Genomic DNA, 17,764 nt, shown 5'->3' on the forward strand with positions numbered 1-17,764 from the left:
AAACAGAAAAGTAATAATTAATAAATCCTTATATAACAGAAAGGCGGAGTCTCATTAAAGACTTCGCCTTTTAATTATATATAAGTATGATTCGAATAAAAAATAACCTTGTAGTTTAATTGCTTTTTTAAAATTTGCAACAGAATCGGTTAATTTGAAGCAGATTATATACATTTTCTTTAATACTTAATGATTTGAAGGCTGCTAAAGAAAGTTCAAACGATACTGATAAAAGATGTAGAACTCATTTTGAAAGACATCGCTTTTTAATAAGATTAGAACTTGAAACCATACCTTATATAGGAGGAATACGAAATGATGAAAAAAATCCCTAATAAACTACTCGCTGTATCAGCGTTTTTAACTATAACAACTACTTATGCAGTCATACCACTAGAAACTTTTGCGATTGAAATTGAACAAACGAACAATGAAAATATATCTCTTTCAGCAAATGAAGAACAGATGAAAAAAGCTTTGCAAGATGCTGGTTTATTTGCAAAAGCTATGAATGAATATTCTTATTTGCTAATTCATAATCCAGATGTGAGTTTTGAAGGAATAACTATTAATGGAAATGCAGATTTACCTAGTAAAATTGTACAAGATCAAAAGAATGCAAGAGCACATGCTGTTACATGGAATACACAAGTAAAAAAACAGCTTTTTGATACATTGACAGGCATTATAGAATACGATACAAAATTTGAAAATTATTATGAAACATTAGTAGAGGCGATTAATAATGGAAATGGAGATACTTTAAAAAAAGGGATTACAGATTTACAGGGAGGAATTCAACAAAATCAAAAGTCTGCAAAAGCATTAATAGAAGAATTAATTCAATTAAAAAATGCTATTGGAGAAGATGTTAGAACATTTGGAAGTCATAAAGAGACATTGCAATCGATTTTAAAAAACCAAGGTGCTGATGTGGAGGCTGACCAAAAGCGTCTAGAGGACCTTTTAGGACAAGTAAAATATCAGAAAGACATAGAATCTAAGGGGTTAGACATGGTGAAAATCCCCTTTATTCCAACCTTGATTGCTGGTGGCATAATGATAGGTGATGCAAGAGGTAAGTTAGGTTGGCTAGAACCTGAATTAGCAAAATTGCGTCAGACTGTAGATTATAAAATAACATTGAATCGTGTAGTTGGAGTTGCATTTCATAATATTAGTGATATGCATAGTATGCTTGATAGTGCTATCACTGCTCTTACTTATATGTCTACGCAATGGGAGGATTTAGATTCTCAATATTCGGGTGTACTGGGACATATTGATAAAGCTGATCAAAAAGCTGATCAAAATAAATATAAATTCTTAACCCCCAGCTTGAATGCAGCGAAAAACAGTTGGAAAACATTAAAAACAGATGTTGTCACTTTGCAAGAAGGGATAAAAATTGCAGAGAAAAAAGAACAGGATTTTTTGAATCAGCTTCGTCCATCAAACGTTTTCTACTTTTATAAAAAAATTCATAACGCATACACTTTTGAAATAAAGACTGGAACAAATGCGCCAAATGCGTCTTATAAAGTTATGAATTTAACTAAAAACACTGTTCATAATATGTGGAGTGGAGGGGCTAATACTAACATGTGGGCTGATTGGCTTTCATTCAATCCAAATGATGAATTTGCGGTAGTAGCAGTAGTGGATGGTAAAGAATATGTTGTGTATAAAGACAAAGTACAAAATATAATGAACTGAATCTGAAAGTAACGAAGTAATTGGAGCTGGAGAATAAACTAGACACCAAGTTAATTGAAAAATCTCCTTATATCCTAGAATATTTTGCTCAAGAAAAAGAATTTGTTCAGCGAAAAAGTAAATATTGAACCAAGGAGTTAGTTGTATTATGTGTATGGTTTTACCGAAAGGTTTCAAGTACATTACTCATACAATTATGTAGTTATCCTGAAGCATCTACAGGTGTTCTTGTTCTTATCGACCTTGAAGAACTACTTAGCTTCCTAAGTGGAGTGACTTTATGCAAAATTAAATGAACGTTTTTGTACATAGATTAGTTGACATTTATATAGATTTTTTTCATTTTCAAAGATAGTTTTGTTTTTTATGTTATTTTTCAAAAATTACTGTTGAAGTTTCTATATTCATGACTCAGCATATAATCATTGTTTGATGAAATGACATACCACGTCCCTTAGAGTTTCATACGTATTACGATAACTTAAAGAAAAAAGATAATAGTAGTCAACGGTTACTATTATCTTTTTTGAACTATTTTTCATTAAAATATCTCATCTGCTGTGCTCCTTATTTACTTTTCTAGATTTAATCCTAGTTTAAAATTTATGCATTTGAACTGTTTATACAATTTGTAGGATTTTTAGCTTTTTTGTCGAATACACTTAATGCAAGGAGGGACATTACATGATTATTAAAGATTATTTCATCAACCTTTCTATTTTTTCTTTATTAGTTAGCGCAGCAATATTTATTCAAGTGTTTACAATTAATTCTAGTCGATATTTTGAAAAGCTCTATGGAGGGATTATTGCAGTTACGTTAATGTTCTTTTCTTTTCCATACATGGGATTTTCCTACGATCTTCGAGTTGTTCCTCTTATTCTATCTTTTATTTACTTTGGTCGTATTGCTGGTTGGATTACGTTAATTAGCATAATTGTAATGCGTATCTTTTACACAGGAGGGTACTGGGAACCTCCTGTGATTGCTTATTTAGGTATGGGGATTCTATTTTCTACCTTTAAAACTTATTTTAAAAAACTACATCCTTTTAAAAGTGCATCGTTATATTTTTCTGTTTTTATTGGAATAAAGTGGTTAGTTGGCGTATTATTTAATACTACATTACTTTACACAGGAGGCTTATTATATATAGCGTTAGGACTTTTAATTGGGCTATTTCTTATGGAAGCCTACCAGAGATTGTATTATTTAACACAGGACTTATCTAAAATGAATCGAGAATTAAAAAAATCGAAGCAAGAACTTGCAGATACCGTACATGAGCTTCAAGGAGGAATTTTTAAATTTAAAAAAGTGGGTAAGCACTTTATACACACTTTATGTGATGGACAGTTTTATTATCAAAACGGATTTTATTCTGAACAGGTGGTAGGAAAAAGCTTACGTACTATTGATGCTTCTATTGTTCCTCCACATTTAGTTCCACAATTGATGAAGTACTATCTTCAGGCATGGGAAGGAAAAGAAATTATATTTGAATTACCTTGGCCAAATGATAAAACTATTATTCTTATTGCGCTTAGGCCGATTAAACGAAATGGACAAGTTATTGAAGTTGTTGGTTCTACAGTTGATATAACCGAAAGGAAAAAGGTAGAATCAGAATTAAGCGCTACCAAAGAATTATTGGAATCATTTATAAAGCACAATCTAGATGCTATTACCATTTCTGATCGAGAAGGGCATATTTTACAAGCCAATAAAGCTTATGAAAAGATATTTGGGTGGTCATCACAAGAAATCATAGGTAAGAGATTACCTTGTGTACCAGATTTTTTAATGGAAGAATCGCTCGAAAATATCCAGAAAATTCTAACAGGTGAATCTGTGGTTACTAGATTAGAAACTGTTAGACAAAGGAGCGATGGGAGTCTTCTTGATGTTAGTCTGACAGTTTCTCCTATACTAGATGTAAGAGGAAATGTGATAGCTTTATCAGCAATATGTAGAGACATCTCTGAAAGAAAACAAGCAGAAAGAGAACGACATCGATTACACCGGCAATTAAGAGATAGTGAAATGAAGTACCGTGCACTAATCGAACAAGCAACTGATGCGGTATATGTAGTAGAGTTGAATGAAGAGAATGCTCCAAGTCGATTTATTGAGGTAAACCCTGTTGGGTGTAGAAGGTTTGGATATAGTAGAGAAGAGTTGCTCTCATTATCATTTTCAAATATAGTACCACAAGATTCTCAAATGATCGTAAGGTTATTAGAAAAAATTAAAAAGGGACAAACTTCCTTCACTTTGCAAGATGAATATGTTTTTCCAACAGGAAAAGTAATAACAACTGAGTTTAGTGTTCGTGTTTTTAACTTAAATGGTAAAAAAGTTTTCCTAAGTATTTCTCGTGATATCACTGAACGGCTAAAAACAGAAGAATTATTACGAAAATCTGAAAAACTTGCTGTTGTAGGACAATTAGCGACTGTAATGGCTCATGAGATTAATAATCCATTAACTGCAATGAAAGGGTTCATGCAATTACTAAAATCAACGGAAAGTGAGAATAATCAGGGTTATATTAATATAGTATCATCAGAGATTGAGCGTATAGAGAGCATTACAACTGAATTTATGGCGGTAGCCAAACCACAGGTAGTAAAAATGCAACCTAATGACATTAGTGTGCTAATGGATCAAGTTTTAATGCTACTACAACCTCAAGCAATGATGAATAATATAAAATTTAGAATCGATCTTAACCCTGGTATTCCATTGATTTCATGTGAAGGAAATCAATTAAAACAAGTATTTGTTAATATATTAAAAAATGCAATTGAATCTATGCCGATGGGAGGGGAAATTCTGATTCAATTAAATATACTTGATAATAATCAAGTAAGCATTCGTTTTATCGATCAAGGGTGTGGGATTCCAAAAGAACGTATACCATACCTCGGAGAACCTTTTTATAGTATTAAAGAAGAGGGGATTGGCTTAGGGTTAATGATCTGTTATAAAATCATTGAAACACATCAGGGAAAGATATTTATTGAGAGTGAAATGAATAAGGGGACTATAGTTGAAGTCACTCTCCCTATTTGTACACTTCAAAATTAAGATATTCTCTTACTGAAATTTTTTAAGAAACCATATAGAATGTAATGCTAATGTTACTTAATGAAATAATAAAGAGAAGAACACTGGTAAATGTACCCTATAGAATAGACACTTGAAAAATCCTGTTATAAAAACAACCTTTCTTTAGTACCAATACCAAAAGAAAGGTTGTTTTTAATATCGTAATTCTACTTAAAACATTTCTAATTTTTACTTGTAATACATTTTTTAACTAATTTTGGTTAAGTCATTTTCAAAGGCTTTATTATTAATTCAATAAGTATATTTATATATCACCATCCCTAATTTTAAAAATAGCAATTTCCTGAAAACTGTATATAGTTTCTTTCTGAAAGGAAGGGTATTATCAATTGAAACCACATGAAAGAATATCTGTTTACTCTATAGAATCTTTGCAGGATTTAATGAAATTACTAAAAAATCTAAAGATTTTATAACGTTGGAAATTGCTTCTAATAATTCCGCTATAGTCATTTCATATTTTAGAACATTAATCGATGTAAATATATTTCATGAAGAGGTTTTGACTTATATAAAAGAGAAGAGCTTCGATTCGTTACAAGATATTCAGTCTGTATTACCCTTTGAGAATTCAAAAATAACAAATCAAATGGAAGATATTCAGGATAGTATTTTAAATGGCTATATACTTATTCAGTTCGATACAGATAAATTAAATTGTTTGTTAGTAAATGTGTCAAAGAAAGAAAAAAGAGATATTACAAAAGCTGAAATTGAATACAATATTGTGGGTCCGCAAATCGCATTTGTCCAAGATTTAGATGTAAATTTAAATTTAGTACGTAGAAAGCTTCCAACACCTTATTTACAAATGAAGGAATTGAAAGTAGGATTTCTCTCTAACACAACTGTTGCGATTGTATATGTAACGCGAATTTCATGAATCATTATTTGTAGTCGAACTGGTCCTTAGGGCAATTTAGAGTAGACTTGAAACAGCATAGATTCTCTTAAGCTGAATATCTTATTGTAGAGGCAATCTTTATTACATGGGGGAGTCTGCATGGGATACTTAATACCTGTTGAATCTGATGTAAGAATTTTTGTAGAAGATATAAATCCGAAAGGTAAGAAAACAATACTTTTTATACATGGGTGGCCATTAAATCATAAGCAATTCGAATATCAGTACAATGTACTTCCAGCAATGGGATATCGATGTATAGGCATTGATTGGAGGGGGTACGGCAATTCAGACAAACCATACAGTGGATACAATTTTGATAGATTGGCAGATGATATAGCAGTAGTAATTAAAGCGTTACAGCTTAAAGATGTCACACTAGCAGGGCACTCTACAGGTGGTGCAATTTCAATTCGTTATATGGCTCGTTATCAAGGGTTTGGAGTATCCAAATTAGTCCTAATTGGTGCTGCATCTCCAACTAGTGTGGAAAAAGGGATTGCGAATAAGTTCATTACAGACACACTGAATGATCGCCCTAATATGTTGCAGGGTGTAACAAATCAATTTTTCTTTCAGAAAATCACTGGACCATTTTCCGAGTGGTTTCTACAGTTAGGATTGGAAGCGGCTAGTTGGTCGACAGCTGCGATTATGAGAACATTGAGAGATGAAAATGTGTATAGCGATCTTGGTAAAATAAATGTACAGACGCTAATTATTCACGGTATTCACGATAAAATTGTTCCATTTACTAAAGGAGAAGAGACGCAAAAATTATTGGGAAATGCACAACTTGTACCTTTTCAATTCAGTGGTCACGGCACATTCTGGGAAGAGCGTGAAAAGTTTAACCAGGTTTTAATCCAATTTATTGGATAAAAAATACACTATGTAATATGTACGTAGGCTAAATAGTAAGTAATAAAAGGAACGCACTTGATTAAAAACTCTATTCTGAGAGTTCCTTTTATTTTCAGCTATTCACTTCATCCAAAGTTGTATGAGAAGGAGATAAGCCTTACCAATACAAAATTACTAAAGGTATAAAGGAACAATAAAGGATAAGTATGGTATAAGAAGGGGAAAGTTGTTCTGCTTTATCCGCGAATGGCTCTAGTTTTGAACCAAATAGTGAGGCGTTAAGATGATGGGATTGATTATAGTATCTCGATATATTGAAGAACAGACACGTAAAGAATTAGCAGGTACAATGGCGTACGATAAAATTGAGTATGAACTATCCAAACAGTATCAACGGTTTACTAAGGATTATGAACAGTATAGATTACAAAACCCCTGTATTAAGGGGATTTTGTTTTTTTACATGACGAAATGCTTAAAAACATAATATAAAATAAACATGTTTGATTTTCATTCATGTTTAATCTTTATAAACATCCATTACTTTAAACGTTTGACAAACGAGCGTTAAGTCTGGAGTAAAAGTAAGTCCATACCGACTTAATTCCCAAGTGAAAAATTTAACGTGCTCACTATACCAATAATCATAGCTTAAATCGCCTTCACCCTCAGATCTTGCAAAATTACTTGTTACTTCATTCATTTTTAGTAAATCAATCTTTGTATATTTTATAATTGCTAATGGATTATTGTCTCCATCCAATACAATATCGTACTGACCAACTTTTTGAATTTCTTCCCCTTCAAGCTCATAAACACAATGTGCAGCGCATGTTCCTGTTTTGATTCCTTTAACTACTAATCTTCCTAATTCATCTCCCATTTCTTTGGAACCATCTCCAAACATCCATGCATCTGGAACTCTCATGTTTAACTCATTTTCTTTAGCGTACATATACCAATATTCTTCTATCTTATTAACTGACATCTGTCACTCATCTCCTTAATATTTAAATATTTTGAATTTAACACACGGCATATTATCTGTCAATATTTTAGAAGAACTTGCAATACAACTACATCGATAAATTTTTTTGTAAAATAAAACTCTTCATAATCATATTTCACATTCTGTAAACTCATGCAAATAAAGAAAACTTGTACTGTTATTATGCTGAAATTGTAATGGGAAAGTAAAATGGTTGAAAAGTACACGTTATAAATGGATTTATTTACTAATAATATTTTCTTTGTTTCGTAGCATATTAAACGTACAGGAGGTGATATGTGATGGCAAACAATCGTAACAACTCTTTAGTGATTGCAGGTGCAGAAAGCGCACTGGATCAAATGAAATATGAAATTGCACAAGAATTCGACGTACAATTAGGTGCGGATTCAACTGCAAGAGCGAACGGCTCTGTAGGTGGAGAAATCACAAAACGTCTCGTTGCTATGGCAGAACAGCAACTTGGTGGATATAACAAATAATGCTAGGTATAAAGTAGAAAAAGGAGAGATTATTTCTCTCCTTTTTTGTTTTGTATTCGATTATAAATAGTATATTTGTTATCTTTCTTGTCTCTCATTATTTGTTTCTTCCAGCCACTTAGAAACGGATTCTTGCATACGAGATTCTAATGATTGTATTATTTTATTTGATATAGCAAGTGCTTGATCCGCATACTTATTCGGGAACATGTTGCGCAAAGTAGGTTCATTTTCAGCACCATCTCCTGGTTCACGGTAATCTTCAATGATGTAATCATCCCCATTTTTTGTGACTGTCACACGGACTGGAAGTAAATGTCCTGCTTGAGGAACTGTCTGTGTTTCGCGGCTATATCCTTGCATGAGGGAATGGAGGTAGACATACATTTTTTCATCCTTCATCTCAGTTCCATAGATTACATGCGTCTCAAATTGTTTTTCTGTATGATTTAATTTGTCTTGATTCCAGGCAATGATACTTTCTGAAATAAGGGAATCTAGTTTGCTGTTAAGCGGAATGTCCGTTACATCCTTTGCCTCATTTTGGACAGAATCACACCCTGTTGCAATGAAAACGAGTATGACAATGCTTACGGTAATCATTATCTTTCTCAAAATCTTATTTTCATATGTTAATGCAAAACGTCTGCTCATCAATTCACTCCATTTCTCTTCGTGCTAATCATCCACTGACATAAATATTTTATATAACAATAGTAAAATCGTCTTCAAACTAGAAACTTATTCTATCCAAGGGAATATATTGCATTATATAATACATACTATACCATTCTTACACATAACGGGAGAGACTCTATGAGAAAAGTTATAATGTATTGTGGGATCTTTATTATGATTCTTTTAAGCGGTTGTATCCGATTCGGACAAGACACTACAGATACCATTTATCTCATTCCAGAAGCATACGAAGGAGACCTATTGGTACTATATAATGTTCCAGGAGCTGAGTTGTTGCCAGAAGAAGATGGATTTCGTGTCGTCACTTTTTCTGCAGACGGGACTGCAGTTACATCTACAGCCGATATGAAATATGGGGAAGTCAATGACACGTATTACACGGTTAACAAGGAAGGTAAGCGCACCAAACTTGATGAAAGCTGTATACGCGTTGGTTCAAATGGAAGCACTACTGAAAACATTGGTAAAGAAAATGAACATACATTCTCATACGCGAAATTGGAAGTTACAACTAGTGCTTGCTCACAAAGCTTTTCATCCTATGGCAGAGAAGTATCTGAAAATCAAGAACATCCTGTAGAGAAGAAATTGAGGGAATTATTGGTGCTCGTAAAAGAGCAGTATATGAAAGTGAAATACTAAATTTTCAAAAGGGTGAATGGATGGATGATGTTAGGGATAGGGTTGATTGTAGTAGGCGTTTTACTTGTCAGCGTTGTATCTTACCGAGAAATAAAGAAAGCAGGGGGCGTAACCTGGATTGAAATTCTAGTCTACCCCTTTTTATTATTAATATGCGCGCTACTCGAGCATATTGATTTGCCAGGGTTTTTAATATTTTTAGGTTTGGTATGTATTGTTTTTGGTAGCTGTATGGTCATGGGCGTCAATATTCTATAACATTAAGAGCAAAGCATCTAGTTCAGATGCTTTTTTATTTTATTTTGTAATTTTTATTTTTAATGTCTATCACACTAGTTACCCAGACATACAGGGTTCCAAGTGCTGGTAAAAAACTTAGCAAGTTGAATGTATTCTCTATAATATAGAATGAAATAAAAATGGAGGAAAAATAAATAGACAATGGAAGAAAAATGTATACGTCACGTTTTAAAGATTTTAAACTTTGCACTTTATTCACCTCAGCTTTTCTGGCATTATGTTTTAAATAAGAACCCGTAAATTTGCAGATTCTCCTGGTGATGATTTTAAAATATGTAACTCAGTTTTAATCATAGAATGTATTGAGTCACTATAAAAATCAAATATTAATTTTCTAAAGAAGCCTATACAAACCTTATTGCGTTAGAAATACAGACCTAATTATAACCGTTGTAAATGGATCCAATTAGATTTCGGCCATCCCAGTATCCGCATCATAACTAGTAACACTTCCTGTCATCCCTTTTAAAATACCAACACGGACTGTTGCATTCGCACTAACTGTTACAATTTTCATCACATTCAGCCCCGTTTCGATAATATGCTTTGACTTCCCGCGTGATCATTTATTCGTTAGATAACAAAAACGCACCGTAACCCAGTGCGTTTCAGACAAATATACCTATATGTTTTACTTTGTAATTTGGAAGGAGCCACCATAATAATATGAAGTGTCTATCTTCAGTACTGCTACATATGTACCTGGTGTGTAAACCGTTGTAATTGGTGTTGTGAACCTAGAATAGTAGTGGTGTCCAGCCTCACCTGCAGAAATGGTTTTGTAGCGCTGTAATTCACCATCTCCGTTCAATCGATAAATCTTTACAACACCCACATCTTTTCCACCTATATACACCGTCGTATCAAACGTACCACCTTGTTTTAACGTACCAGGGGCTAATTCTTGTAGATAGTCCGCATTGTGATGCAATAAGAAATACGTTTGCCATGGCCAATCATCCACAACAGCTGAAGCTTGCTTAATCGTATTTACTTCAGCGCGCGCTTTATCAGGTAGCGTACTGTCTAAAACGATAAAACCGGAAAAGGTTAAGGCACAAATTAAAGCAAATGAACATAATTTTTTCATATTAAATTCCTCCCGTTTATCTGACATTGTCACAGTCCACTTACAGGTATTAGGTTGTCATCCATTAATTGGATTATCATTCTAAAATCAATATATCATTTTCTTTAAATTTAATCAAATTAGAATTTTCTAACTAATAATGAGGATAGATAAAATTCTACCTTTCTCCGTTTTTTCTATCATACAGAAGAAAGAACAGAGGTGATAAAGAATTTTTATTCCTCTCTCTTTTCAAACTAACAACATTTCCCGTTTGTACGGTACGAGACTATATTAAACATAAAATAGACACGAAAGGTGACTTAAATTAGCGAATATTTACATATAATCTAGGAGATGCAAGCTTAACATTTCATAACGGATCGATGGTGCCGTTTCAAGATGGACAATGCGCTACAACAAGTGGCATGTTGTATTTTTACCATGATGTTTTCCTCCAAGTACGACAGGAAACACCCAGTATTTTTATTCGTAATCATCCAACAAAGAAAGAGGGATACTTGTTAGAACACACAAGAAGTATCCCTGATTATTTCCATAAATTCTGGTATCATCAAACAGAAATTGCAGATCTATTCTAGAAAGATATGTTTGTTCGTCTGGAAAAATATTAGTTTGAAGTGAAGAAGTCCTACGAAGAAATAGTAACAGAAACGACATAAAATCATCATCGGTTCCATTTCAACAGACTCCGAATCCGATAGTAATTTTGTTCTGTTTACTCATGAGGTAACGGAAGAGAATTTAGAAGAACTTGCTACAATTGCTCATCAGTATAAAGAGGATACCATCCATTGTTACAATTACGGCAGTGTAGAAAAAGTAGGATAAAAGAAGAAAACATACCGCTCCAAATTAATATTCCGTGTGTTTTTTTGAACATACATTCCTTACTTTTAATGTATATATTGAATATATGGATATATCGTGTTATGATATGGATTAGAAACTCGCGTGTTTCAAATACAACATTTTTATCTTCTTGATGACCTCTTATCTTTCCGTAAGAGGTCTTTTTTTATCCCTCCTTATTTGCATAGCCGTTAAAATACTATGAAAAGATACTAGGAGACTACTACACTGTGATATTCTCTAGTATTTTTCTTTATCCATATTATCTATTGTTGGATAATTGATGAATTGTTAATTTTTGTATAATTCTTACAAAATAACTTTGAACCATTATTTATTTCAATATAAAATAATAAAGGGGTATATATGAATAGGTATGTCCTTTTTATGTAATGATAATGCGAATTGAAGCGTAATACTGAAACGGTAAACGAGAAGAATCAGGGCCGAAACAGATAGTAAGGAAAGTAAAACAGTAACAGCAGACAATACTTATAATGAAAACGTTCATAATGGACTGTCTATGGATGGAGAAAAAAATACGAAAAGATAAAAGGGGCAAATGAATATGAACAGAGCCTTTAAAGGTATCGTATTAGCAGGGCTAAGTGTGAGTTTCTTGCTAGCGGGTTGTACAATAGAAACATATGTCCTAACGCAGTCCAGAATATAAGCATGTAGATAAAGTATTCTAAGCTGATAAAATGGTAGAAGACAAGAAGACTATAGCGATGAAGAAATTGAAAGAGAACTAAGAGTTTTAGCATCCTGACTTTCTAAATAACATGAGTGTTTCTATAGAATGAATCCTTAGGAGGGCTATTGTGAAACCTTTAATCAATGGTATTTTATACTTTGTATTTTTTTTTGGAGCACTGTTTCTTATACTGGGTACTGCATTGGTTTTATTTATCGTGGCTGCATTACCAATAATCTGGAAGGGGAATCTATCATTTCTAATGATTAGTTTAGGTATAAATATACTTGTCATTCCATTGTCTTTTTTTATTGGCGGGATGGCAACAGATTCCCCTGGTAGTACGATGCACGATTTTTGGAAAGTATTTTTCTTTATTCAGGTAATTCCGTTCCCTCTAGTACTGCTATCTTTAGTTTGGTGGCTTATTCGTCGAAAAAAAGCAAAAGTTCATGTGTAGCGTTTTTAATGCAAATAAGCTGTCCGTTTTGGGAGCTTATTGTATTTATTACTAAACGTGATTATTTCCAAAATGAATGCAATAACACTATACAGTTAAATAGAAGGTGAAACATATTGAAATCTTATCAAACGTTAGCCCACTTGTATGCATTAGGACTAGGCTGCGGGCTTTGGGATAGAGAGGAGGTAATTTCATGGTGCGATAGGTTGATTGAAGCAAATGATCACCCGCCATATGAAATTATGGAGATATCTTTAATGTCTAAAGCAAAGCTGATATATATATAATCGGCTTTACTGTCATATAGCCGCATAGTTGATGAAAAATACTCGGTAAATATCCTTCTTTCTGTCTTAAATGAAAAGTTAGTAGCTCAGAAATGTAATGTGAAACAAGCTCTTACTTGCTCCACTCGTTTACTAGTAAACAGAGGCGTATATTGGGAAGAGGAATATTTTGATTTATACAGCCTTGATGATAGCTATGATATAGCACAGGAAGGGATCCATTTTAATAAAGAAGATGTGATTACTGCTTATATCGATACATTAGGTGCTTTTCGCGTCCATTTTAATGAGTTTGAAGATCTATATTTGCAAGTCATGAAACAGAAATGGCAAGGGTAGAAGGCAGGAAAAGGAATCATTGAATCGTAAGAGTTACTTCCTGTATTTATCACCAAATTTATCTAGCCAAGACGAATCTGTCTTCGTGTTGATGAATTTTTGTCTCTTAATAACTTAATGCTATCATCTTTAATTTTTCCGACAGCAAGCAAAGCTAGCATTTTTAATGCATAATCAGACGCTTGTAAAGGAGCATCACTATTTAAATTTTTACCAGAGAGTAATTTATTTAATTAGTAGAAAAAGGAAGGGACCTATTTGGCTCCTTCCTTTTTCTCATACATACATAACGCTTGTTGACAACTTATGAAATAATAGCATTCATCGCTATTAAAATATAGCACTAAAAGCGATTTAATGGATATGCAATTATACATATCCGTTTAATTGCATGAATGGGAACAAAATGATTTAACTCTTCCGGTATGGAAACAAATAGATTCAGGTATATTTAGGGTAAGAAGACCTGATTATTGATTGCTGGTTAAATCATATTTCTACGTATCTGAAACAAATTATTTCACTGGATTGTATGTTATAGATGGTGAGGGATTTATGAAATGTAGATTGTTTCTTGGTTTTTTGCTCGTGATTTTACTTTGAGGATACATCGGAAAAGAAGTTACGTTATATACGATTCAAAAAGGGGTATTAGTCAGTGCATACAAAGACACGCTCCGTTTCCTGTTTCCTATCCTACTAAATTACCATTCCAAGCAGATTCCTTCTCTTTCAAACAATTCATCCATTGAATAAAGATAATTCCGTCATATGTATCGGAGGGCATGAAGCTTTCTTAATACCATTTGGAATATATTTCAATATACTTCCGATACTATAACAGATCGAAAATTTCTCTATTGGAGGTATATAATGGCATATCCATTTCGTAACTTAGTATTTGAAGGTGGCGGGGTAAAGGGAAGCGCTTATATTGGTGCCATCCGTGCACTAAATGAAGAAGGGATTTTACCAGAAATACAACGATTTGGGGGGACTTCAGCAGGAGCGATTACTGCATTACTTTTAGGTCTTTCCATTCCATTCGCAGATCTTGTAAAAATCCACAAAGACATGAATTTCAAAGCGTTTAAAGATGATGATTTTTCGATTGTACAAGATAATATTCGTTTATTTTTTGATGGTTTTGGTATCTATAAAGGGGATTTCTTCACTGAGTGGTTAGGAAAGATCGTTGAAAAGTGGACAGGGAGTAAGGACACAACCTTTCAGCAGTTATATGACAAAACAGGAAAAGACGTGTTTTTCCAAGGAACGAACATTTCTACACACCAGCTTCGTACGTTTTCTCGCGAAACGACACCTGATGTCCCGTTAGTAGTTGCTGTGCGGATTTCGATGTCCATCCCATTCTTTTTTAAATCTGTGGAATGGGATAAAGATTATTATGTAGACGGAGGTGTACTCGATAACTACCCAATTCGTTTATTTGATCGGAAAAGTTTTGTGAATAAAGAAGAACACTTCACGACCACAGATACGATTGACGAGGTTAATAAACTGGTAAGCAATACGGAGGATCATTCTACACTAAGAAGCTTACACACGAAATACAATGCATCTTTCTTTGATCCTGCAGATGAAATTGTCTACAACAAAGAAACACTGGGTTTCCGTTTAGAATCTCAGGCCGAGATTGCCATGTTAAAACATATCGCAACTTCAACAGAACATCATATTGGCCATTCTCTTATTCATTTTGCATGGAATTTGTCTCAAACGATGATCAAAGGTCATGAGAGCGGAAAAACAACCAAAGAAGATGCTGCCCGCACTGTATTTATCAATACATTCTTTACGCCGTCGTTTAATTTCGATATCACAGAAGAAGAAAAGAAAACACTCATGAATTCAGGCTATACTTCTACTAAAGACTATCTACATCAGTTTAATACGTCTGAAGTAAAATTGTTTAATCGACCATAAAGCCGAGTGCAATGCACTTGGCTTTTTTTAATCGTCCTGTAAATTTTTTTAGTAGCTAATAAAAATTCGGATAGATTATGCATAGAACAAGAGAGAGGAGATAACAGAAAGTAATAAATATAAGTTTTGATGACTTCTTATTTTGTAAAACTAGGGTGTAGAAAGGGTGAAACAGGTGGAAGGAAAACGAATTATGATTTATAAAATTTTTCGGCTAACACAGTACAAAAGAGAACCCTAAAACCGTGGATAGGAATGTATCAAAAAATGAATAGAGTAAAAAGGCGGATTTCTTGTGAAAATAGGGATTTACTTTTTCTTTCTACTGATAATAAAGCGTTATGTAGACTGGGAATGTATAAGGTATTCATTGCTATTCCCTCAAAATGCTGATGTTACATCATATTAAAATAACCCCTAATTTAAGTATTGAAATTCTCTAAATCTCGATGTATTATATTCTTGGATTTTCTCACTTTGCGAAGCCGAGAAACATCATCACTTCTGAACGAACCCGAACTCCAGCGGGTTCCTTGGATTTACTTGAACTTATTTTTGAATCATTGTATTATATTTTCGAGTCTTACTTATATAAATCATTATCAGGAGAATCTGCAGATTTGCAGGTTCTTTTTTTATTTTATCGAAAGTAAACTTTTAGCCAGTAGTTTATTTTCAAACTATTGATTTTTATACTTGTTTAGTAAAAAATCAATGAGTTGCAAAAACATCTCTATTTTTATTCCATAACTTTCTAAATTTTGTTCGCGATAGTTTGATATTGTAAAAAAAGAAAATATGTGGAACGACATCACTTTGTTTTTTATACAGCTTTGTAATTAAACTATAATATTGTATTTTTTCTTCATTATTGAAATTAGTAATAATAAAATATATTATTGAAAAGCACAATTTATAATTCAAGTAATCAAGCATATGTACCTATAATAATTTGAACATTCGGAAATTATAATATCGTCTAAAAACGAGGTGAGATTCATAGAAACAGTACATATTAAGTGGTATGGCATGTATAGTATAAATGATTTTTATAATAGGGAAGAAGCTTTTAAGAAGGGGCTATTTGCAATCTCTAGAGTATATGCTAAGAATGTAACATTGCTCTATATAGGACAAACCAAAAGAAGCTTTATACAAAAGATAAGAGAACTTAATAAAGAGTGGACTTTTGATGAGAGCGAATTAAAGATTACATTAGGAATAATAGAATTTCCTAGTGGTGAAATTTACTCTGAAAAGAAGGTAAAAGAGATAAAATCTCTTTTGATTTTACGACATACCCCATTAGAAAACGAAACATCTTTATTATACTATAGAGGGAAATTTAATTTAAAAATTATAAATAAGGGAAGAAGAGGCTTAATTGTTAAAAAGCTTTCTACAGGAGATCTAATGTGGACGTAATTGGAATCACCTTTGAATAAAATTGAAGGTTTCTTAAGTGCAGAAGCTTATCAATTTTTAATGTATTAAACTATTTTGAATAACATATGTCAGATACTTGAAAAAACACAAATTATATTATGATATGAAATCCTGTATGGAAAGTGTAGTTTATTTCTATTGTTTAATAAAAATATTAAGAATTTTAGGGATAATACATAAAGAGTAGAGGAGAAAGTAAAAACGGAGGTTTGAAGAATGGGACAAGTAAGCAGATTTCAAGAAAAACAACAGAATCGTCGTCAAAAGGCAATTTTTAATATTGCATTTACTTTGGTATTAGTGACAGTTGGTATAGTGACATACCAGTTGTTTACCCCTTCTAATACATCAAAGAAAGCAATTGCTCAAGAAAAGAAAGTAACAAAGATAGAAGAGAAGAAAACTAAAGATAAAGAAACAGCAAAGATAGAAGAGAAGAAAACTGAAGATAAAGAAACAGCAAAGATAGAAGAGAAGAAAACTGAAGATAAAGAAATAGCAAAGATAGAAGAGAAGAAAACTGAAGATAAAGAAGCAGCACAGTTAGAAGGGAAACAAAAAGTAGAAAAATCGGTAAAAACGAACGGAACTGAAAATAAAGAGGAAGAAAAAACGGTATCTCAAGAAAAGGATCCTCAAACTAATCCTTCATGGAAGCCAATTGGTACAGAGCAAGGAGCAAAACCTGATATGAAATTTAAAGAAGGAACAGTAGATTGGAGTGAGATGAAAAAAGCAATCTCTTATGCTGTTGATGTTCCAGAGAGCCAATTGATTTTCGATTTTATTGGAAATAATGGTAATAATAAAGCCTACGGTAATGTACGAGATAAACAAAGTAATAAAAAATATAAGGTTAATATTGATTGGGTAGAGAATCAGGGGTGGAAACCAG

At 32.9% G+C, this 17,764-nt stretch carries 15 protein-coding genes and 3 pseudogenes; 15 read left to right on the plus strand and 3 right to left on the minus strand.

What is annotated here, in order from left to right:
• Positions 1 to 315 precede the first annotated feature (315 nt).
• The 6 genes and pseudogenes from hblB (at position 316) to ACTJJY_RS15820 (ending at position 7,103) form a co-directional block, all read left to right on the plus strand.
• Complete coding sequence (gene hblB, locus ACTJJY_RS15795; protein WP_440605939.1) at positions 316 to 1,716, plus strand: hemolysin BL regulatory component HblB; 1,401 nt, start codon at positions 316 to 318, stop codon at positions 1,714 to 1,716.
• Positions 1,717 to 1,736: 20 nt separating this feature from the next.
• Positions 1,737 to 1,949, plus strand: a pseudogene (locus ACTJJY_RS15800) (hypothetical protein); the annotation flags it as partial.
• 451 nt (positions 1,950 to 2,400) lie between these two features.
• Positions 2,401 to 4,806 (plus strand): PAS domain S-box protein, encoded by a 2,406-nt coding sequence (locus ACTJJY_RS15805; protein WP_440605940.1) that lies wholly within the window; start codon positions 2,401 to 2,403, stop codon positions 4,804 to 4,806.
• Between the two features lie 371 nt (positions 4,807 to 5,177).
• A pseudogene (locus ACTJJY_RS15810) lies at positions 5,178 to 5,725 on the plus strand (spore germination protein); the annotation flags it as partial.
• 126 nt (positions 5,726 to 5,851) lie between these two features.
• A complete protein-coding gene (locus ACTJJY_RS15815; RefSeq protein WP_440605941.1) occupies positions 5,852 to 6,634 on the plus strand; it encodes an alpha/beta fold hydrolase in 783 nt (260 codons plus the stop codon).
• Between the two features lie 268 nt (positions 6,635 to 6,902).
• Entirely contained in the window at positions 6,903 to 7,103 is a 201-nt protein-coding gene (locus ACTJJY_RS15820) for a hypothetical protein (RefSeq protein ID WP_429786852.1), read from the plus strand.
• Positions 7,104 to 7,136: 33 nt separating this feature from the next.
• Here ACTJJY_RS15820 and ACTJJY_RS15825 read toward each other — a convergent pair whose 3' ends face one another.
• Positions 7,137 to 7,604 (minus strand): ASCH domain-containing protein, encoded by a 468-nt coding sequence (locus ACTJJY_RS15825; protein ID WP_088091459.1) that lies wholly within the window; start codon positions 7,602 to 7,604, stop codon positions 7,137 to 7,139.
• Positions 7,605 to 7,906: 302 nt separating this feature from the next.
• Between ACTJJY_RS15825 and ACTJJY_RS15830 the strand changes: the two genes are divergently transcribed.
• A complete protein-coding gene (locus ACTJJY_RS15830; protein ID WP_440605942.1) occupies positions 7,907 to 8,107 on the plus strand; it encodes a small, acid-soluble spore protein, alpha/beta type in 201 nt (66 codons plus the stop codon).
• 78 nt (positions 8,108 to 8,185) lie between these two features.
• Here the strand turns inward: ACTJJY_RS15830 and ACTJJY_RS15835 are convergent, their stop codons facing one another.
• Complete coding sequence (locus tag ACTJJY_RS15835) at positions 8,186 to 8,761, minus strand: peptidase M56 (RefSeq protein WP_088091461.1); 576 nt, start codon at positions 8,759 to 8,761, stop codon at positions 8,186 to 8,188.
• Positions 8,762 to 8,923: 162 nt separating this feature from the next.
• On the opposite strand from ACTJJY_RS15835, the gene ACTJJY_RS15840 reads away from it, so the two are divergent.
• Both ACTJJY_RS15840 and ACTJJY_RS15845 read left to right on the plus strand, forming a co-directional pair.
• On the plus strand, positions 8,924 to 9,448 hold the full coding sequence (locus ACTJJY_RS15840) for a DUF6843 domain-containing protein (RefSeq protein ID WP_016081589.1): 525 nt from the start codon (positions 8,924 to 8,926) through the stop codon (positions 9,446 to 9,448).
• 24 nt (positions 9,449 to 9,472) lie between these two features.
• Positions 9,473 to 9,706, plus strand: coding sequence for a hypothetical protein (locus ACTJJY_RS15845; protein WP_088091462.1), 234 nt, complete (start codon positions 9,473 to 9,475; stop codon positions 9,704 to 9,706).
• A gap of 673 nt (positions 9,707 to 10,379) precedes the next feature.
• Here ACTJJY_RS15845 and ACTJJY_RS15850 read toward each other — a convergent pair.
• A complete protein-coding gene (locus ACTJJY_RS15850) occupies positions 10,380 to 10,838 on the minus strand; it encodes a DUF5065 family protein (protein WP_440605943.1) in 459 nt (152 codons plus the stop codon).
• Between the two features lie 365 nt (positions 10,839 to 11,203).
• Here ACTJJY_RS15850 and ACTJJY_RS15855 point away from each other — a divergent pair, with 365 nt between their 5' ends.
• The 6 genes and pseudogenes from ACTJJY_RS15855 to ACTJJY_RS15880 all read left to right on the plus strand — a co-directional run.
• Entirely contained in the window at positions 11,204 to 11,419 is a 216-nt protein-coding gene (locus tag ACTJJY_RS15855; protein WP_440605944.1) for a hypothetical protein, read from the plus strand.
• Between the two features lie 1,095 nt (positions 11,420 to 12,514).
• A complete protein-coding gene (locus ACTJJY_RS15860; RefSeq protein ID WP_440605945.1) occupies positions 12,515 to 12,847 on the plus strand; it encodes a hypothetical protein in 333 nt (110 codons plus the stop codon).
• A 116-nt stretch (positions 12,848 to 12,963) separates the two neighbouring features.
• Positions 12,964 to 13,476 (plus strand): annotated as a pseudogene (locus ACTJJY_RS15865) (protein kinase).
• An 873-nt stretch (positions 13,477 to 14,349) separates the two neighbouring features.
• A complete protein-coding gene (locus ACTJJY_RS15870) occupies positions 14,350 to 15,423 on the plus strand; it encodes a patatin-like phospholipase family protein (protein ID WP_440605946.1) in 1,074 nt (357 codons plus the stop codon).
• Positions 15,424 to 16,413: 990 nt separating this feature from the next.
• Positions 16,414 to 16,848 carry a sodium:proton symporter gene (locus ACTJJY_RS15875; RefSeq protein ID WP_440605947.1) on the plus strand — a complete coding sequence of 145 codons (435 nt, stop codon included), beginning with the start codon at positions 16,414 to 16,416 and terminating at the stop codon, positions 16,846 to 16,848.
• Between the two features lie 237 nt (positions 16,849 to 17,085).
• A partial coding sequence (locus tag ACTJJY_RS15880; protein WP_440605948.1) for a DUF1510 family protein occupies positions 17,086 to 17,764 on the plus strand: 679 nt, incomplete at its 3' end.

Source organism: Bacillus sp. 22475 (assembly GCF_052044835.1).
GTDB classification, from domain to species: domain Bacteria; phylum Bacillota; class Bacilli; order Bacillales; family Bacillaceae_G; genus Bacillus_A; species Bacillus_A cereus.

Bases quoted from the DNA above. Each gene is read 5' to 3' on its own strand.
- ACTJJY_RS15845 (WP_088091462.1), top strand. From the start codon at position 9,473: ATGATGTTAGGGATAGGGTTGATTGTAGTAGGCGTTTTACTTGTCAGC.
- hblB (WP_440605939.1), top strand. From the start codon at position 316: ATGATGAAAAAAATCCCTAATAAACTACTCGCTGTATCAGCGTTTTTA.
- ACTJJY_RS15820 (WP_429786852.1), top strand. From the start codon at position 6,903: ATGGGATTGATTATAGTATCTCGATATATTGAAGAACAGACACGTAAA.
- ACTJJY_RS15840 (WP_016081589.1), top strand. From the start codon at position 8,924: ATGAGAAAAGTTATAATGTATTGTGGGATCTTTATTATGATTCTTTTA.
- ACTJJY_RS15815 (WP_440605941.1), top strand. From the start codon at position 5,852: ATGGGATACTTAATACCTGTTGAATCTGATGTAAGAATTTTTGTAGAA.
- ACTJJY_RS15805 (WP_440605940.1), top strand. From the start codon at position 2,401: ATGATTATTAAAGATTATTTCATCAACCTTTCTATTTTTTCTTTATTA.
- ACTJJY_RS15825 (WP_088091459.1), bottom strand. From the start codon at position 7,604: ATGTCAGTTAATAAGATAGAAGAATATTGGTATATGTACGCTAAAGAA.
- ACTJJY_RS15830 (WP_440605942.1), top strand. From the start codon at position 7,907: ATGGCAAACAATCGTAACAACTCTTTAGTGATTGCAGGTGCAGAAAGC.
- ACTJJY_RS15850 (WP_440605943.1), bottom strand. From the start codon at position 10,838: ATGAAAAAATTATGTTCATTTGCTTTAATTTGTGCCTTAACCTTTTCC.
- ACTJJY_RS15835 (WP_088091461.1), bottom strand. From the start codon at position 8,761: ATGAGCAGACGTTTTGCATTAACATATGAAAATAAGATTTTGAGAAAG.
- ACTJJY_RS15855 (WP_440605944.1), top strand. From the start codon at position 11,204: ATGGTGCCGTTTCAAGATGGACAATGCGCTACAACAAGTGGCATGTTG.
- ACTJJY_RS15870 (WP_440605946.1), top strand. From the start codon at position 14,350: ATGGCATATCCATTTCGTAACTTAGTATTTGAAGGTGGCGGGGTAAAG.